This window comes from Litorivita pollutaquae (assembly GCF_003205515.1).
GTDB lineage: Bacteria > Pseudomonadota > Alphaproteobacteria > Rhodobacterales > Rhodobacteraceae > Litorivita > Litorivita pollutaquae.
The window spans coordinates 308,623-327,804 of sequence record NZ_KZ826483.1 but is presented as its reverse complement, the minus strand read 5'-3'; the positions used below and the strand labels follow the sequence as shown (position 1 = coordinate 327,804).

Sequence of the window (19,182 nt, the reverse complement as noted above, 5' to 3'; positions counted from 1 at the left end):
CGAATAATGCCCGCCGCGCGGTTGCATGTCGAAATGAGCCATATCATGCGCGCGTTATAGGCCCGCGCGCATGAGGCGTAAAGCGCGGATTACGTCTCGGGCCGCTCCGGCGGATCCTGCGGGCCATCACTGTGATCGCCGCCCCCGTCGTCACCGGCGATTGCATCTGCCGGCGCGCCGCGCTCCCACTGTGCGCTCATCAATCGAGTCAGCCACGCCAAGCCCCCCAAAGCAAGCCCCAGACCGAGGAAAGAGGCCACCCGCCACAGCCCGTCCAATCCTCCCACATCCAAGAAGAACACCTTGGCGATCGTCACCGCGACCAATCCCGTCGCCGCCTTACGCAGCAGCACAGAGCGCCGCGCGAATGCGATGTAAAACAGAGCCGCCGCCGCGATCAGCATCAGCACCGTATAGACATACATTTCGCTTTGCATAACACCAAAGCCCAAGGCGACATCGCGCCCGTGCCACAACCGGCGCAATTCGATCCACCCATAGGCCGCCCCGCACCACCCCGCGACCCCATAAAGCGCAAGCTTGGCATCTTGCGGTGCCTCCTTCAACGCGCGCGGCAAAAGGCGCGCCAAGAAGGCCAAAATCACGGCGGGCAAGGCCAAACCAATCGCAGCAGTATCGAGCAAGAACGGTCCCAAGACCCGTTCTTGCGGCAACCACAGCGGGTTCAGCACGACAGAGGCGGCAAACAGCGCAAAACCACCACCAAGCGCAAACAACGCGGCCAAACCCCGCCGCACCCATTGGATAATCTCTCCGCCGATTTGCATGCGCCACAGTTGCGCGCCGAGCAGGACAAAGAAGAGCGCCGCGTTCAACCCCGCCTGCGCGTGATCGGGCAAAATATCGCCCCAAATGCGCGCGACGGTTTCCGACGCGAGCACCGCGCCCAATACGAACAATGCGCTTTCGATGGTGATGCGCGCGGCGCTGCGGGCGCGCGCCTGCAACATTTTCCACGCGGCAAAGAGCAACGCCATCGTCACGCCGGACCAGAGCAACAGTTCCCCCAATCCGACCTGAGGCGAGGTGATAAAAATACCCAAACCCAAGGCTTCGGAGGTCAACCGCGCACCGATGATGATGGTCCCCGCCTGCGCGAACACCGCCAAAGCCGGCAGGTTCATTTTCCGGTCCGCCAGCGCGGCCAAAACCACCATCACCGCCAAAGACACCGACAGCGCCATATCGGAGAGCACAATCGTCAACGACAGGCTGATCATCGTCAGCGCCGCAATTGCGAAAAGCGCGGCGCGTTGATGCGCCGGCGAAGCGATTGCGCCCGATGGATCATGCGCCGCCTCCCCCTCTGGCGCGCCATGTAGGCTGCGCTCGGTCAAAATGACCATTGCCGCAGCAACCCCCATCACCGCCGCCGCCCAGGGGCCGCGCCCCATCACATCTGCAGGTGCCCAGATCAATTCGAGCACCCCTGCAACCACTGGCGCGAAACATGCGGCCACCAACGCCCAAATCAATGCCCCGTTCATCGCGGCAAACATCTGAGCCACGCGGCGGTTAAGCCTTGCGGCGATGGCCAATTCTGGTTCGGAGCCTGGCATCTTGGGGATCGCAAAACCGCCCCCCTGCGTGCCGCTGCGCCGCATCATTACGAACGCCGCCGCCGAATAGAACACGGCAACACCAAGCAGCAGCGCCGGCAAAACGCCCGACAATTGCCCGATCCATTGCGGCACCGCGCGCCCGGCATCTATCTGCGCCATGTTGTCGCCCGCCGGACCGGACAGGCCTTGCACCAACGCATAGCGGTCTGACCAAGCCAAAACCACCATCGTGAAGGCCGCCATCGGCACCCCCAACATCCACGCCAGCGGCGCCGACCGCTTGAGCCAGATCACCACGCCCAGCGCCATCGCGGCTTGTACCGCCAGCGCCGTCCAGAACACCGTCGTCTGCGACGAAACCGCCGCGACCCAAACCGTGGCAAACCCCAACGCAAGGGCGCTGCCGATGAACACGCGCGCATCGGGGTCGTGCAACACGGCGCCCTCATATACGGGCGTAAAGCTGTGCTTCGGGGCCACGGCAGCGGCCAATGTGATGACCGCAAGCGTCCCCAAAAGCCATAAATGCAACGGCGTATCCACGGGGGAACCGTTTGTCTGAGACCATGCAAACCACAATGCGAAACTGGCCAGAATGCTGCCCCCGACGCCCAAACCGGACACCCACACCCAACGCCGCAGGGCATCCACGCCCAAGGCCGCGATCGCCAAAACCGCGTAATAGGCGAACAACACAGGTTCCGGCCCCGTATCACCCCCCACGATAAACGGCACAATCGCAGCGGCCAGAATACCAACACAGGCCAGCAACGGCCCGTAGAACCACCCCAGCAGAACCGCCAAAAGCGCGGTTGCGATCAAGCCAGCAAAAGCCTGCTCCGCGCCGATCAAATGATACATATGCCGCGCCGCCACAAAGGCCCCGAACAGGGTGAAGAGCCCTGCCCCCGCAAAGGTCGAAGGCAAATAATCGCTGGCGCCTCCGGTGGCGTCCTCATCGCCTGCCCCCATGCGGCGGCGGATAATCTCTCCCCCACCGATCAACGCAAGCCCAAGCCCCAGCGCCGCCCAAATACGTGCGGCCGGCGACAAAAGCCCATGCTGTGCGCTATATTGAATGAGGAACAAACCGGATAAAGCCAAAGACGCCGCCGCAGCCGCCAAAAACCAATTTTCCTTGAGCCATTCCATGGCCTTATCGACATAGGACGGACCGGATGGTTCTGCGGGATCGGTCTTTTGCGCGCGGCGCTCTGCTGCGGCGCTGCGACCTCCTGTGGCCGTTGGCCAAACCGTTTTATGATCCTGCGCGGTGTCCGCCCCCTCGATCCGCGCCGCAATCGTCTCCGGCCCGCGCGGCCCATCCCCAGCATCCGCAACCGGCGCATCGACCGTGGGAATTACATCGGGCGCAGGGTCCACAATCGGCGGCTGAACGGTGGGTTTCGGCGGCGCGACGGGTGGTGCGGCCTTTGGCCCCTCGGGCAGGTCTGCCGCGCTTGCATCCGCCGTCGTCCGCACCGCAGCTTCAAGCTTCGCCATCCGCTTTTGTAAATTCGAAACCAGTTCCCGGTCGGTCACCCGCTCATGTTCCAACCGCGCCATTTCTGCGCGCAAAGTGCTGGCCCGCACCAAGGCCCAAATACTCATAACCGGGATCGCAATAACCGCACAAGCCACCAGAACAAGCACACTTTCCAATACACCACTCCCGCGAAAAGGCCTAAAAGTTACGGGAGGTTAATCTTTGGAGAACAATCCGGCAAGAGCGCGGCGTACGATGCTGGCGGCGCTTGGTCTTTTGGTCACGGTGAAGGGCAGCGGCCGACACACCTCCATCGCTGCCGCGCCAACGCGGGCCGTCAAAGCGCCATTGACCACACCCTCGCCAAAGCGGCGCGACAGTTTGCCCAAAATCCCGCCGCCAATGATCGGCTCTAACATATCATCGCCAACCGCGACCGCCCCTGTGGCAACCAGATGGGTCATCACGGCACGCATTAAACGCCAACTGCCAAAGGTGCCCGAACGCCCACCATAGACTTCGGCAATTCGGCGGATCATGCGGATATTCACCGTCAGCGCCGCCACAACATCGGCCAAAGCCAGCGGCACCAATGCCGTCACCGTTGCGACTTGGCGCGCGGCGGCCTCGACCTCGCGCACCGCCTGCGCGTCAAGCGGCACAAGCACTTCGTGTTCGGCCAACCCCAGGATCGCAGAGGCATCAAACACATCGCCGCGCCGTTCGGCAAATCGTGCGCGGCCCCATTCGGTATCGGGACGGCGGGCATAGAGTGCGATGATTTTTTCCGCCACCACGCTGGCGGCTTTGGTATCCTGACTGACCAGCGCCGCATCACCAGCGCGGCGCAAATCATCGATCCGCCCGAGGCGCCCGAAGGCCGCCAATTCCCGCAGGGCAATCGCCCCCAGCACCGCCAAAAACGCCGTCAAAAGCGCCGCCACCAGATAACCCAACAGCGGCACGCTGGCGATCAACCCCGTGACATAGGACCACGCCGCCAAGGATAGGAGGGTCGACAACAACGCCGCCGTCAGCGCCCAAAACCAGCGCCCCAATTTCGACGGCTTGCGCGCGGCCAGTGTCGCCGCCATCTGCATGGCACGGCCCTTTGGTCCGACATCACCGCCCCCATCCGGCACCGGCGGTGCACGGTCCGGTCCGACCCGGTCTGCCCCCTCCGGCGCATCTTCCAATTCAATCAGAACCGGCCCCTGCACTCGGGCGTCCGGCCGATGGACGGGCGGCGCAGCATTGTCGTCTTCAAACACCATGGGGCCGCGTTTGGCCCCGGATTTCTCATCACTCATATCCGGCCCTTTCTATAGACCGCTCCTGGCTCTCCATCCGCGCAATCCCGCTGGGCGCGCGCGACCAGATCAGCAAAATATCCGGTAGACCCTCGTCATTGCCGCGCCCGTCACTGCGCGCCACTTCGCGAAACCCCATCGCCGCATAGAACCGCCGTGCTTCGGCATTGTCCTGCGCAACCCAAAGCCGCAGGTTCTCCACCTCTGTTTTGGCCTCATTTACGAGCATTCGGCCAAAACCGGCCCGCCGCGCCGAGGCCGCAGTATAAAGCGCATGCACCGTATCGCCGCGCCGCATGATAAAAGCTTCGACTTTGGCATCGGCGGACACCGCATCGACGCGGCGCACGACGCGCACGCGATCATGAAGCACCGCCCAAGCCAGCACCCGCAGTTCGGTCCACGGGCGGCGCACACGGGGAAGCCAATCCGCCTCTTTCTGGAACGCCCAAAGAATCCGCGCGATCGCCATCACATCGGTAATCCGCGCAGCGGCCGGCTGCCCTGCGTCCGCCGCCTCCGCCGTATCGATCCGCCGCGCCCCGATCATATTTTATCACCGATCAAAAACTGTGCCGCGCGGTCCAGACGGATATGCGGTGGCCCCTCGCCCGCGCGCAACGTCAGCGGTGCAGGCGCAAACCGCATAAATTCATAATCGGCGTCCAGCCAGCTTTCAGCCCCTTGATGCGCCGCCGACAAAAGCCTTGCGGGATCTTCGGGCAGTTCACCGGGATAAAAAGCCGCGCGCTTGCCGCTGTCCAACAGGGTGCCGCGCACACAATCGAGTTCCTGCCCGTCATGCATCACCGTCTCTTCAGTGGTGGCGCGCAGAGCCGCAATCGCCAGCGCTTCGGATGTCGCCCCGGCAAAAGACGCGCGTGTGCGCGCCTCGCGCACCAAAGCCTCCATAATGGCGGTCAGTCGCGGGTGTTGACGATGATGCAGGTGGTCCGCCTTGGTCGCGGCGAACAGGATACGTTCGACCCGCTTGCCACGCAAAAGCCGCGTCAGAAAATCATTGCGGCCCGGGCGGAAGGCCGACAGGATATCGCCCATGGCAAGGCGCATATCCTCGACGGCGCGCGGACCTTTGTGAATCGCACCCAAGGCATCAACAAGAACCACCTGCCGGTCGATGCGCGAGAAATGATCGCGGAAAAACGGCGTGACGACGCGGGATTTATAGGCCTCATAGCGCCGCTCCATCTCGCGCCACAGCGCGCTGCGCTTATAGCTGTCTGGCCGCGTCAGTGGCGCAAAGGTCAGCACCGGAGAGCCCGCAAGATCACCGGGCAGCAAGAACCGCCCCGGTGTGCAGTCATAATATCCGGCATCGCGCGCCGCATTGAGATAGCCGGTAAAAGCCGCCGCCAATGCCTGCGCCTTTGGCTCGTCGAGTTTCGCCGCCCCATCGGTTTCAGCGGCAAGCGCGAGGTATTCTGCCGCCTCAACGCGCGGGGCAATGCGGGTCAGCACCTGATCCGACCAGGTTTCGAAGCTTTTGTCCAAAAGCGCCAGATCAAGCAGCCATTCGCCGGGGTAGTCGACGATATCAATATGAATGCGGCGCGGACCTTGTAGGCCACCAAGCAAGCCGGAAGGTTTAACCCGCAAGGTCAGCCGCAATTCGGAAATCGCGCGGGTGCTGTCCGGCCATGTCGGCGTGGGCGATGTCAGCGCGGCAAGGTGGGTTTCATAATCAAACCGCGGCAGCGTGTCGTCGGGTTGAGGTTGCAGATACGCCGCCGAGATCCGCCCCTCAGCCTGCGCAACAAGCGCGGGCATACGGGCGCGGTCGAGTAGATTGGCAACCAATGACGTGATGAACACGGTTTTACCCGAACGCGCCAGACCGGTCACGCCAAGGCGGATCACCGGTTCGAACAGGGTTTCGGAAATCCCGTCTGTCACCGTCTCGACGCCGCGCGTCAGCCCCTCTGCCAGCCTGCCAATGACCAATTGCCTATCCCTATATCCGCCGCGCGCAACGGCGCTTGCGCCAAAGATAAGGGGTAGAGCGGCGGGTTGCTAGGGGGCGCGATGCGCCAAGGGGAACGGGTGCGGCGCGGGTGGAGCCTCCGGCGGGGATATTTTTGGAAAGCAGAAAACCCGGCGCGTCATATATATGCAGGACCTACACCTATATGCAGGACCTGCACCAGGCGAGGGGCCGTCAGGGATTGATTGGCAGTGGCGCGGCAGATATGAGCAGCGCATGCCCAGATACGCCATGAAAATCGAATATAACGGCGCGCCCTTTGCCGGATGGCAGCGTCAGGATGGATTGCCCACAGTGCAAGGCGCCATCGAGAACGCCCTCGCCAAGTTGGAGCCGCGCGCCCATACCATTGCGGCGGCGGGCCGGACGGATTCCGGCGTGCATGCTTTGGCGCAGGTCGCCCATTGCGATATGGAACGTGATTGGGTGCCGGAGCGATTGATGGGCGCGCTGAATTTTCATCTCAAGCCCCAGCCCGTGGCGATTTTGGATCTACGCCCCGTGGCCGATGATTGGCACGCAAGGTTTTCGGCACATGAGCGGCGCTATGTGTTCCGGCTTTTGTCGCGGCGCGCCCCCGCGACCCATGATGCGGGATTGGTGTGGCAGGTTGGTCATGAGCTGGACCTAGGGTTGATGCAGGCCGGCGCGGCGCATTTGATTGGGCGGCATGATTTCACCACGTTCCGCGCCAGCCAATGTCAGGCCGACAGCCCGATCAAAACACTTGATGCGCTGCGTATCGAAGAAATGCCAACCAATGGCGGGCGCGAATACCGCTTCTATCTGCGGGCCCGCAGCTTCCTACATAACCAAGTGCGCAGTTTTGTCGGCACGTTAGAGCGCGTCGGCGCAGGTGCGATGCCGCCCGAGAACGTCAAAACCGCATTGGAGGCGCGGGATCGGGCCGCCTGCGGTCCGGTGTGCCCGCCGCAGGGTTTGTATCTGGCCGGGGTCGGATATGCGGATGATCCTTTCGCAGGCGGCGACCCACGCTAACGCAATCGCGCACGACTCGACCACCTCGCGGCGGTGACAGCGGCGGGCGCTTGGCGGGTCTTATGTTCACCACATGTGAAGAATTTGTAACGTTTCAGGTGAAATCCCGACTCGCAAACGCTCAATATTCAAGCAGAACCAGAGTTGATGCGTAAAAAATGCGCAACCCCTCTGACCTTTCCAGTATTTCACGCAGATCAGATAGACCTTCGCACCGCGCACGGCGCTTTCTACTCCCGCCTGATCTACGGAGCTGACGTGACCGAAACGACCGAGCGGCGCGAGCCTGCAACGACGCTTTCTAAACGACGGGGACACAGGCCGGAGAAACGGCGACCGGATGACTTGGACCTCAAACCGGCCGCCATAGAGTGCAACAACAACTGTTGCGGGGGATGACGTAAGGCGGGACACACCCTGTTTCAAGGGAACCGCCGTCATGACCCCGCCTTGGGAGACATTCATGAACCTTTTGAAATCCACACTTGCCGGTGCGACTGCACTTGGCCTGAGCGCGCTACCGGCATGGGCCGCAGACGACACCATCAAGGTTGGCGTATTGCATTCGCTGTCCGGCACGATGGCGATCTCGGAAACCACGCTTAAAGACACCGTGTTGATGTTGATCGACGAGCAAAACGCCAAAGGCGGCGTGATGGGCAAGCAATTGGAAGCGGTTGTTGTTGACCCCGCTTCGGATTGGCCATTGTTTGCGGAAAAAGCCCGCGAGCTTTTGACCGTGCAAAACGTCGATGTGATGTTCGGCTGCTGGACATCCGTTTCGCGTAAATCGGTTCTGCCGGTGATCGAAGAATTGAACGGATTGCTGTTCTACCCTGTGCAATATGAGGGCGAGGAAAGCTCTAAAAACGTGTTCTACACCGGCGCGGCCCCCAACCAGCAGGCGATTCCTGCCACGGACTATTTCCTCGAAGAGCTTGGCGTAGAGAAATTCGCGCTGCTCGGCACCGATTACGTTTATCCACGCACCACGAACAACATCCTTGAGGCCTACCTCAAAGACAAAGGCATCGCGGAAGAGGATATTTTCGTAAACTACACGCCTTTTGGTCATTCCGATTGGTCGAAAATCGTCGCTGACGTTGTGGCATTGGGTGCGGACGGCAAAAAAGTCGGCGTGATCTCGACCATCAATGGCGATGCGAACATCGGCTTTTACAAAGAACTCGCCGCTGCTGGCATCTCTGCCGATGACATCCCCGTCGTGGCCTTCTCGGTGGGCGAAGAAGAGCTTTCGGGCCTCGACACCACCAACCTCGTCGGTCACCTCGCCGCGTGGAACTATTTTGAGAGCGCCGAAAGCGATGTGAACGAAGAATTCGTCGCCAAATGGAAAGAGCGCATGGGCGAAGAGCGCGTGACCAATGACCCGATGGAAGCCACAGTGATCGGCTTCAACATGTGGGTGAAGGCCGTTGAAGCCGCAGGCACCACCGATGTGGACGCGGTTGAAAAAGCCATGATCGGCGTCGAAGTGCCCAACCTGACCGGCGGCACCGCCGTAATGTTGCCGAACCACCACTTGGCCAAACCGGTTCTGATCGGCGAAATCCAGGAAGACGGTCAATTTGACATCATCAGCCAGACCAAAGAAGTCCCCGGCGATGCATGGACCGATTTCCTGCCGGCCTCCGCGGTTCTCAAATCCGATTGGAAAGACCTGGGTTGCGGCATGTACAACACCGAAACCGAAAGCTGTGTGCAGCTGAAGTCGAACTACTAATCGACGCCTGACCTTCGCGGGGGGCGGTCGCCCCGCCTCCCGCTTCCCCTCCCAAAAGCCCCCGCGACCGGCGCGCATGTGCCGCCCTCGCCAATCCGCACAGGCCCATGATGATCCGGCACCTTCTCGCGGCAGCCCTTACCCTGCTCACCGCCCTTCCCCTGTCTGCCCAAGAAACCCCCGTTCAAGACCTGCTGCAAACGCATCGCGCCTTGATCGAGAAAAGTTCGCGCAAGACGATCCAACCCGCCATCGATGCCCTCGCCGCAAGCGGATTGCCGCAAGCACAAGCCGTGTTGCAAGCATGGCAGGACAAGGACATGTGGCAACGCGAGGCCGACGGCCTGTTCTTCAAAGCCGAGAAGATCGACAAGAAAACCTATCGCCTGACCGATTTTGACAGCGGCCGAACCATGGGCGAGGCCGACAAATCCACCCTCGACCAACAAAAACCCAACAGCGGCATTCGCGCCCTGATCGGGTCGGCACTTGTGCAGTTCCAACTCTCCGATCCCGACCCCGCGCGGCGCCTTGATGCGCTGACCTCGATCCAACGTGACCCCGAAGCCGCCCATCTTGCGCCGCTGCGCGCCTCAATCGACAGCGAACCGGACCCCGACATCCGTGCCCGCAAGGTCCGTCTCGCCACCCTGTTGACCATCGGTTACGCCAAGGATGAGACCGCGCGCATTGCCGCCATCGAAAGCGTCTCGGGCGATCTGGACCGCGATGTACGCGCCACACTCAACCCGCTGGTGCAAACCCGCCGCGATGTCACGGCCGGCGATATCGCCGGCGATATCAACGTCGCCCGCATCCTTACACCCGGCGCGGAGGACTTCCCGCGCGACGAAGCCTACGCCCTTTTGGTCGCCAAAGATCTCGCGCCCGCACGGATCAGCAATGACGACATTCGCAATGCCTTGGCCGCCCATATCACCGAGGGCAAGGTCGGCGGCATTCCCGTCGCGCAACTCGATGATCCGGCCAAGCGCGAGCAAGCCTACGCCGCCCTCGCCGCCGCCGGCACCGTTCCCCCCACCGCGCTGAGCGAAGATGTCGAAACCGCACTGAGCGATCATATCTTCTTTGACGCCTATGCCGATCCCTCGCCCGCCGTCACAGAGGCCGCCAACAAGGCATTGAAATCCATCGCCCTCAATGTCGGCACCATGCAGGCGCTTGATCTGGGGCTGGATGCGCTCTCGCTTGCCTCGATCTATTTTCTCGCCGCCATCGGCCTTGCGATTACATTTGGCGTCATGGGCGTCATCAATATGGCGCATGGTGAATTCATCATGATGGGCGCCTATACCGGATATGTGGTGCAACAATTCGTGCCCAATTACACCGTCTCGATCCTGCTCGCGATCCCGCTGGCCTTCATGGTCACCTTCGCCGCCGGTGTCGCGATGGAGCGTTTGGTGATCCGCTGGCTTTACAACCGGCCGCTGGAAACCCTGCTCGCCACCTTCGGCATTTCCATCGCCCTGCAACAGCTCGCGAAAAACATCTTTGGCACACAGGCCCGCCCGCTGACCTCACCGGCATGGCTTGATGGCGCATGGGTGCTCAACGACGTGGTCGGCGTGTCATACATCCGCATTGCGATCTTTGTGCTGGCGCTGATCTTCCTCGCGGTCTTCCTCTTCATCATGAAGAAAACCCGCCTCGGATTGGAAACCCGCGCCGTGACACAAAACCCGCGCATGGCCGGATCAATGGGCATCAACCCCGGCCGCGTGAATATGCTGACCTTCGGCCTTGGCTCCGGCATTGCCGGCATCGCAGGCGTCGCCATTGGGCTCTACGCCAAAGTCACCTCGGAAATGGGCGCCGACTATATCGTGCAAAGCTTCATGACCGTGGTGGTCGGCGGCGTTGGCAATATCTGGGGCACGCTTTTGGGGGCCACGATGATCGGTTTCCTGCAAAAGGGCATCGAATGGTTCAACCCGTCCAACACCTTGGCGGCGCAAACCTATATGATCATCTTCATCATCATTTTCATCCAATTCCGGCCCCGTGGCATCATCGCCCTCAAAGGCCGGGCGGCAGGAGATTGATCATGAAAAAGCCGCCCCTTTCTGCTTTCCCTAAATATCCCCGCCGGAGGCTCCTTGCCCCCGCCGCAATCCCCGCCCTCGCGGCCGACCACGCCGCTCAGGAGATCCGCCCATGAAATCCTCTTTCATCACGCGCAACCCCTCGGTGCTGATCTTCCTCGCCCTGCTGGCGCTCTTCACCATCGCGGTGACATTCATGAGCGAAGCCTTCGGCGCGGGGCTGATTTCCACCAGTTTTGTCAAAACCTTGGGTAAAACCCTGTGCCTGTGCCTCATCGCCATCGCGATGGATCTTGTCTGGGGGTACTGCGGGATCTTGAGCCTTGGCCACTTCGCCTTTTTCGGCCTTGGCGGCTATATGATCGGCATGTGGTTGATGTATGCGCGCACCGAAGCCATCGTCATCTCGTCGCTGGCCAACGCGCCGATCCCCCCCACCGCGCAAGAGGTCACCGACGCCATCGGCACGCAGATTTTCGGCGTCGTCGGGTCCTCGGAATTTCCGGCGATCTGGGCCTTTGCCGATAGCCTCTTCTTGCAACTTGTGCTGGTTGTCCTCGTCCCCGGCGCGTTGGCCTTGGTCTTTGGCTGGCTCGCCTTTCGCAGCCGCGTCACCGGCGTCTACCTGTCGATCCTGACCCAAGCCATGACGCTGGCCCTCGCGCTCTACCTGTTCCAGAATGATAGTGGCCTTCGCGGCAACAACGGCCTGTCGGGTTTGCAAAACCTGCCCGGAGTCACCGCCTCGCAAGACACGGTATCGATGTGGTTCTTATGGGGCTCTGCCCTCGCGCTCGGGCTTGGCTATCTCTTGGCCGCATGGGTGGTGTCGGGCAAATTCGGGTCGGTTATTCGCGGCATCCGCGATGATGAGGCCCGCGTGCGCTTCCTTGGCTATTCCGTTGAGGGGTATAAGCTTTTCGTCTTCACCCTCACCGCAATCATCGCCGCCATTGCCGGCGCGCTCTACTACCCGCAAGCCGGTATCATCAACCCCGCCGAGGTGGCCCCAATCGCCTCGATCTACCTCGCGGTTTGGGTCGCCATTGGCGGGCGCGGGCGGCTCTACGGCGCCGTCATCGGCGCGGCCTTCGTCAGCCTTATCTCCACATGGTTCACCGGCGGCGGCGCCCCCGACATCAACCTTGGCTTTTACAAAATCCTCTGGACCGATTGGTGGTTGGTTTTGCTGGGCTTGTCCTTCGTCACCGTCACGCTTTTGGCCCCCCAAGGCATCAGCGGCCTCTTTGACCGGCTTGCGGGTTTCAGAAGCCCCCGCCGTCACGGCGCCGCTCTCGGCCCCGACAAGGGCAGCCTGCAAGAAAAGGAGGCGACAGAATAATGAACGCCGCCCGTCCCCAAACCACCCCGCCCGCCACCGCGATGGCCACGCTTCTCGAAGTCTCCGGCGTCTCGGTCAGCTTCGACGGCTTCAAAGCCATCAACAACCTGAGCTTCCAAATCGGCCCTGCCGAGCTGCGTGCGATCATCGGCCCCAACGGCGCGGGAAAAACCACATTCATGGACATCATCACCGGCAAAACCCGTCCCCAAGAGGGCCGCGTTCTATGGGGTGAAAAATCCGTCAGCCTGCTCAAAATGTCGGAGGCCAAAATCGCCCAAGCCGGCGTTGGACGCAAATTCCAACGCCCCACCGTCTTCGAAGACCAATCCGTGCATGACAACCTTTTGATGGCTGTCAAAAACAACCGCGCGCCCTTCTCGGTCCTGTTCTACCGGCCCGGCTTTGCCGACCTCGCGCGGGTCGAAGAATTGGCCGCCGAAATCGGACTTGAAGAAGAGTTGAAACGCAAATCCGGCGAGCTGTCCCACGGCCAAAAACAATGGTTGGAGATTGGCATGCTCTTGGCGCAAGATCCACGGCTTTTGCTTGTGGATGAACCTGCGGCGGGCATGACATTGTCCGAACGCGAGCAAACCACCGACATTTTGCGCGAGGCCGCCAAAACCCGGGCCGTCGTCGTCGTCGAACACGATATGGAATTCGTGCGCCGCCTGAATTGCAAGGTCACGGTCTTGCACGAGGGGTCGGTTCTGGCCGAAGGCAGCCTCGATCATGTGACAAAAAACCAAGACGTCATAGACGTTTACCTAGGACGTTAAGCCATGCTCAAAGTTGATGATCTCACCCTGCATTACGGATCAAGCCAGATTTTGCATGGCGTCTCTATGGCCGCCGATGTGGGGCAAGTCACCTGTGTGATGGGCACCAATGGCGTGGGCAAAACCTCGCTTTTGAATGCCATTGCCGGCACGCATATGCGGTCCGGCGGCGCGGTGCATCTGGACGGTGAAGACCTTGGCAAACTGCCGGCCCACGCCTTGGCAAAACGCGGCATTGGCTATGTGCCGCAGGGGCGGATGATCTTCCCGCTGCTGACGGTCAAAGAGAACATGGAAACCGCCTATGCCTGCTTGCCGCGGTCCGAACATCATATCCCCGGCGAAGTGTTTGAATTGTTTCCGATCCTCAAGGAATTCCTGCACCGGCGCGGCGGCGATCTATCGGGCGGGCAGCAACAACAATTGGCCATCGCCCGCGCGATGATGACCAAGCCGAAACTGTTGCTTTTGGACGAGCCGACCGAAGGCATCCAACCCAATATCATCCAACAAATCGGCCGCGTGATCGAATATCTGCGTGACCAAGGCAATATGGCGATTGTTCTGGTCGAGCAGTATTTCGACTTTGCCTATGGGCTGGCCGATCAATTCGTCGTCATGCGGCGCGGCGCTGTGCTTAAATCCGGCACCAAGGCGGAATTGACGCGCGATGAATTGGTCGAAGCGGTGTCGGTTTAACCGCCCATTGCCCCCTCGGGCCGCCCCGCCAAGCGGCCTTTGGCATGCTGTTCGTTTGCCTTAGCTGGCGGTCTCTAACGCCTCGCGCTTCGCGGCTTCCTCGGCCTTCAACGCTTTGCGGTCCGATTTGCCCACAGGCGTATGCGGCAATTCACTGCGGAATTCCAACTGGCGCGGGATCTCGTGACGTCCCAGTTTATCAGCAAGGAAATCTTGCAGCTCGGTCAGGCTAAACTCTTTCGCGCCCGCGCGCAGCGTCACGAAAACCTTACAGCTCTCGCCGCGATATTCGTCCGGCACGCCAATCGCCATGACTTCGGCCACATCGGGATGTTGATGCACCGCATTTTCAATCATCAATGGATAGACGTTGAAGCCCCCTGAGAGGATCATATCCTTCTTGCGATCCACCAAGAAAAAATAGCCGTCCTCATCCATATAGCCGATATCACCGGTCAAAAACCAACCGTCGTGAAAGGCCTCGGCGGTCTCGTTCGGCTTGTTCCAATAGGCCGCCGTCACATTCGGCCCCATGATGGCCATTTCACCAATCTCATTCGGAGCCAAACTGCGGCTGGCGTCTTCCACGTCAACGATCCGCATGTCCAATCCGGGCAACGGCACACCGATGGTGCCCAATTTGTCATCCGGCATATTGCGCGGCACATTGGTCCCCGCAGGTGAGGTTTCTGTCATCCCCCACCCACCGCGAATTTTCAATCCTGTCAATTGCTTGACGCGGTTATACACCTCCACCGGCAAAGGCGCGCCGCCCGATCCGGCATAGACCAGAGAGCTCAAATCGCGGCTGTCGATATCAGGCAAAGCCAATAGGCCGATCCATGTGGTCGGCACGCCGGCAAAGGCCGCGATCTTCTTTTCCTCGATCTCTTTGACCGCCTCTTCGGGGTTATACCGCAAACGCAAATGCAGCCGCCCACCTTCGTGGGTCCGCTTCAGCAAGGTCGCGGTTAGCCCCATGATATGAAACAGCGGCGAGTAAATAAGGTTGGCCGCTTCGGGCGCTTGGCTCGCCTCGCCTTTGGCGCTTTCGCTATACATTTGCACCGCCGACGTCAGGTTACGATGGGTTAAAATAGCCGCCTTCGGCACGCCGGTGGTGCCGCCGGTATATTGTAGCAACGCCATATCATCCGGCGTCACGGCTTCGGGGGCAAAGGCCGCCCCGTGATGCGGCGCAAGAAAGGCCTCGGCCGCCATCGCCCCGTCGATCACCGGACATTCACGGCCCTTGGCCGACACGGGATCGGGACATAAAATCAACTTCGGCACCTCACCCGAAGCGATCAATCCCGGAAAATGACTGGAAAATTCCGGCGTCGTCAGGGACACCAAAAGCTTGGCACCGCTGTCTTTCATTTTATGGGCAATCTCGCGGTCCGCATCCAACGGGCTAAGATGTGTGACCGCCGCCCCCGCCGCGATCGTCCCGAAGAAAAAAACCGGATGCCACGGGCAATTGGGCAGATGCAGCGCCACACGATCACCCTTGCCGATCCCTTCGGCCTTGAGCGCCGCAGCCACCTGCGCGGTCAACGCCTTCATCCGGTCAAAGGTGTATTCCGTGCCATAGTATTCGATCAAAACCTGCGGCCCGTAGGTTTCAAAGGCCGCGCTGATCATCGCGGTCAATGTCATCGCGGGCGGGTCAAAATCATGCGCCACACCTGCCGCATAGTGTTTCATCCAAGGGCGGGAATTCGGGGTCAGTGGTAAACTCATATCAAATCTCCTTTTACGCGCAACGGTCGGCGGCATAGGCCGCTTTGCCGTCCGTTTCTGTGTCATCTGCCCGTCTGCCCAGCGCGGTGCGCAAACCGGCACCCATTGATCCAGAGGAGCTTTCAAGGGTTGGGTATGGAACCCTACATCACTCAACGAAACGGGACGCGGCCTTGCAAGGCGGCATTGGCGCCATGACGCAACATGCGCGAGGCCGCACCGCTCACACCGCCGTCGCCCCGCAGGGCGATCATAGGGCGCAACAGCGGCACGCGACGCCAAACGCATGCAGTCCAGGCCCTGCGAGGCGGCCCGCACCAAACGTCGAAGACCCTGAGCACCTGTGCCGTTGTTGCACTTAAAGCTCCTCCCATATTCCGGCGCGGCGAACCGCCCCGGCACGGCGGAGACACCAAAGCGCCCCTCGCACGTTGCGCGAAGGGCCTCCTCTCCCCCCGCGCCACACCACGCTAAGACCATGTCCCCACCTGCGTCAATAGGCTTATTGACATAGCGAATACCGATCAAGCACGTGGAAAACCTGGCCAACATGGCCCGCAGAGCAAGAGGACAGAAAACCGCCGCAATGCTGCGAGCATCATGGCCGCGCCCCTCAGCAAAAACCGCATCATGTGCGACATGGAACGGGTGATGGTGAGGCGCACATTGATAGAAACTGCCGGATTTCCTGGGCCGCCAAGCGCCTTGGCGCAACTGCCGCGCGTCGGAACTATAGCCCCACATCGGTGGCGGCGCGCGCGCACTTCAGCATCGGCCACAAAAGCCCATTGCGCCGCGCAGCCCGACGCGCAGCCGACGCTGCGGCCACCCCCCCGAAAGCAGCGCCCGAAATCCGACCATCGAAACCCCGGTATGCCGTGGTTAGAGACCGAACATGCCGGGCGCGTGCGTTTCTGTGCGCTTTTCCCCTAGGCCGCCGGTGGAATCGGGCCAACCGGCGCGGGATGCTTTGTCTCGCGCCGCATCTTGGCGCATAGGGCCGCGATAGGCCAAAATCATGCCAATTCGCGCAGCCCGCAGCAGGCCATATTTACCCGCGCGCGTCGGCCAAAGCCTGCCACACTCTGCCCGGGCTGGCCGGCATTTCGAACTCGGTCACGCCGCATTGGGCCAAGGCATCGCGCACCGCTGAAAACCCCGCCGCCATTGCACCAACCGTGCCCGCCTCGCCGACACCTTTCACCGAAAGGGGGTTCATCGCCGTATCGGTCGCGGCAAAGTCGCATTGATAAAACGGCAGATCACGGGCGCGCGGCATGGCATAATCCATAAAACTTCCGCTGAGCAACTGCCCGTCCCTGTCATAGTGCAGCTCTTCGCATAGAACCTGCCCCAAGCCCTGCGCCACGCCGCCCATCACCTGCCCTTCGGCCATAGCCGGATACATCACCCGACCGATGTCCTCGACGCACGCATAGCGGTCAAACCGGATCTGCCCGGTATCGGGGTCCAACTCGACCTCGCAAATGTGGCATCCATTGGGAAAAGTGGGCGCCTCGGGGGCAAAACCGCCCGCCCCGATCAACGTGACGCCGCGCGCCGCCGCAATAGAGGCCAAAGCCGACAAATCCAGCGCACGATCGGTGCCCGCGATCCGGAACACGCCCTCTTGATACACCACGTCTTGCGCCGCCACTTCCATCTCTTCGGCAGCCAGATCGCGCGCCTGCGCAATAAATTTTTCCGCGCCGTCGAGCACCGCAGCCCCGCCCTGTATCAACCCAGAAGAGCCGCCCATCCCCTTGCCTGCGGCCAAAACATCGCTATCGCCCTGCAAGAAGCGAATACGCTCGCTCGACACCTGCAACGCGGCGGCGGCCAATTCACTCAGCGCGGTTTCCAACCCCTGACCGGCATCAAACGCACCAATTGCCAACCGCAATGTGCCATCGCCTTCCAAAACCACCTCGACGCAATCCTGCCCCGGATTGCCATAAATTCCGCCCGCTGTTTCGACGCATAGCGCCAGACCGAAACCGCGAATGCGCCCTGCGGCCTCGCTCGCGGCTCTGCGCGCGGCATAGCCGCCCACGTCAGCCCGAGCCAACCCGGCCTCCAGAACGGCGGGAAAATCACCACTGTCATAGTCAAAGATAAACGGTGAGGCCCATGGCATCTGCTCTGGTTGAATCAGGTTTTGCCGCCGCAAGTCCACCGGATCGCGCCCGGTCTCTTGTGCTGCCTTGTCGATCAATTGCTCGATGATGAGCGTTGCCTCGGGACGTCCCGCCCCCCGATAGGGCGCCGTGGGCACCGTATGGGTCAACGCCCCGCGCACCCGCGCCGCGACCACAGGGGTGCGATACATCCCCGCAATGCCGCCCATATTGGTCACCATGATCATCGACCGCAACGACCCGTAAGCGCCGCAATTGAACACCACATCGGCATGGAGCGCGGTGAAATTGCCATCCGCATCAAGGCCCAGAGCCGCCTCGACATGCCAATCGCGCCCGGCCTCGTCCGACAGAAAACTTTCGGACCGGTCCGCCCGCCACGCCACCGCACAGCCCATTTTCTTTGCCGCCCAAAACACCAACATCTCCTCGCGCAGGGGACCGGCTTTCATCCCGAATGCGCCCCCCACATCGGGGGCGATCACGCGGACCTCTTCGGGGGCCATGCCAAAGGCACCGATCAACGCCCCGCGCAGCACCGGCATATTTTGCACCGAGGCCGTGATCGCGATGCCGCTTTCCCCCCAAGGCGCGGCGCGGGCGGTGCGCGGCTCCATTGCCACGGCGGTGACGCGGCTGATATGGGTTTTAAGCCGCACCACATGCGCCGCCTGTGTCAGCGATGCCTCGACGGCGGCGACATCACCACGTTGCCATTCAAAGCTCAGATTGCCGGGGCAAGTGTCGTGTACCAACGCCGCCGCCCCATCAAGCGCCGCGACCGGATCCGTGACCACCGGCAGATCGTCGTAATCCACCTCCACCGCTTCGGCGCCGTCCATCGCCGCATGCAGCGTCTCGGCCAGAACAATGGCCACAGGCTCGCCCAGATGGCGCACGGTATCTGTGGCCAAAAGCGGCCGTGGATTGGCACCGTAGACTGTGCCATCCGGCCCTGTGACCTCCATCGGCGTCTGCACAGGACCGACACCATCGGCGACCAAATCCGCACCGGTCAGCACCGCCCGCACCCCGGCCACATCCATCGCGGCCGAAGGATCCAGATGCGTGATCCGTGCCGACGCGACGGGCGCACGCAAGAACACCGCGACCAATTCGCCCTGTGCCTGCCCCGGTTCGGGCCCGTGCCCCTTCATCTGCGCAGTCAAATCATCGGTATAGCGTCCCTGCCCACGCAACAAACGGACATCCTCGCGCCGTTTTGGCCCCCGGCCCGCGTCGCCTTGCTGATTTGCATCGATCATTGTGCCGTCTCCTCGCGCCCCCC

The 19,182-nt window shown here is 61.5% G+C and carries 12 protein-coding genes; 6 read left to right on the top strand and 6 right to left on the bottom strand.

Translation table 11 applies throughout. The features are described from left to right. Positions 1–89: 89 nt before the first annotated feature. The 4 genes from DI396_RS08050 to DI396_RS08035 all read right to left on the bottom strand — a co-directional run bounded on the left by DI396_RS08050 (position 90) and on the right by DI396_RS08035 (position 6,341). The gene (locus tag DI396_RS08050; protein ID WP_162617186.1) at positions 90–3,194 is read right to left on the bottom strand and encodes a DUF2339 domain-containing protein; all 3,105 of its coding nucleotides are present in this window, start codon (positions 3,192–3,194) and stop codon (positions 90–92) included. Positions 3,195–3,284: 90 nt separating this feature from the next. Continuing rightward, on the bottom strand, positions 3,285–4,343 hold the full coding sequence (locus DI396_RS08045; RefSeq protein ID WP_407936303.1) for a YcjF family protein: 1,059 nt from the start codon (positions 4,341–4,343) through the stop codon (positions 3,285–3,287). A gap of 28 nt (positions 4,344–4,371) precedes the next feature. Beyond that, positions 4,372–4,929, bottom strand: a complete 558-nt coding sequence (locus tag DI396_RS08040) for a GNAT family N-acetyltransferase (protein WP_235851785.1) — start codon at positions 4,927–4,929, stop codon at positions 4,372–4,374. After that, positions 4,926–6,341: a YcjX family GTP-binding protein gene (locus tag DI396_RS08035; RefSeq protein ID WP_110795669.1), complete on the bottom strand. Its 1,416-nt coding sequence runs from the start codon at positions 6,339–6,341 to the stop codon at positions 4,926–4,928. The genes DI396_RS08040 and DI396_RS08035 overlap by 4 nt, the downstream gene beginning before the upstream one ends. A gap of 256 nt (positions 6,342–6,597) precedes the next feature. On the opposite strand from DI396_RS08035, the gene truA reads away from it, so the two are divergent. From truA to urtE, 6 genes are all read left to right on the top strand, one after another. After that, positions 6,598–7,380: a tRNA pseudouridine(38-40) synthase TruA gene (gene truA / locus DI396_RS08030; RefSeq protein WP_110795668.1), complete on the top strand. Its 783-nt coding sequence runs from the start codon at positions 6,598–6,600 to the stop codon at positions 7,378–7,380. 463 nt (positions 7,381–7,843) lie between these two features. Beyond that, complete coding sequence (gene urtA / locus DI396_RS08025; protein ID WP_110795795.1) at positions 7,844–9,124, top strand: urea ABC transporter substrate-binding protein; 1,281 nt, start codon at positions 7,844–7,846, stop codon at positions 9,122–9,124. Between the two features lie 110 nt (positions 9,125–9,234). Beyond that, positions 9,235–11,190 (top strand): urea ABC transporter permease subunit UrtB, encoded by a 1,956-nt coding sequence (gene urtB / locus DI396_RS08020; protein ID WP_110795794.1) that lies wholly within the window; start codon positions 9,235–9,237, stop codon positions 11,188–11,190. Between the two features lie 112 nt (positions 11,191–11,302). Then, positions 11,303–12,532 carry an urea ABC transporter permease subunit UrtC gene (urtC, locus tag DI396_RS08015; protein WP_110795667.1) on the top strand — a complete coding sequence of 410 codons (1,230 nt, stop codon included), beginning with the start codon at positions 11,303–11,305 and terminating at the stop codon, positions 12,530–12,532. Between the two features lie 41 nt (positions 12,533–12,573). Beyond that, positions 12,574–13,314 (top strand): urea ABC transporter ATP-binding protein UrtD, encoded by a 741-nt coding sequence (urtD, locus tag DI396_RS08010; protein ID WP_110795793.1) that lies wholly within the window; start codon positions 12,574–12,576, stop codon positions 13,312–13,314. A gap of 3 nt (positions 13,315–13,317) precedes the next feature. Then, complete coding sequence (gene urtE / locus DI396_RS08005) at positions 13,318–14,013, top strand: urea ABC transporter ATP-binding subunit UrtE (RefSeq protein WP_110795666.1); 696 nt, start codon at positions 13,318–13,320, stop codon at positions 14,011–14,013. A gap of 60 nt (positions 14,014–14,073) precedes the next feature. On the opposite strand, the gene DI396_RS08000 is transcribed toward urtE, so the two are convergent. Together DI396_RS08000 and DI396_RS07995 are read right to left on the bottom strand one after the other, a co-directional pair. Then, a complete protein-coding gene (locus tag DI396_RS08000; RefSeq protein ID WP_162617185.1) occupies positions 14,074–15,756 on the bottom strand; it encodes an AMP-binding protein in 1,683 nt (560 codons plus the stop codon). A gap of 1,051 nt (positions 15,757–16,807) precedes the next feature. Then, positions 16,808–19,159 carry a xanthine dehydrogenase family protein molybdopterin-binding subunit gene (locus DI396_RS07995; protein ID WP_110795664.1) on the bottom strand — a complete coding sequence of 784 codons (2,352 nt, stop codon included), beginning with the start codon at positions 19,157–19,159 and terminating at the stop codon, positions 16,808–16,810. Positions 19,160–19,182 lie beyond the last annotated feature (23 nt).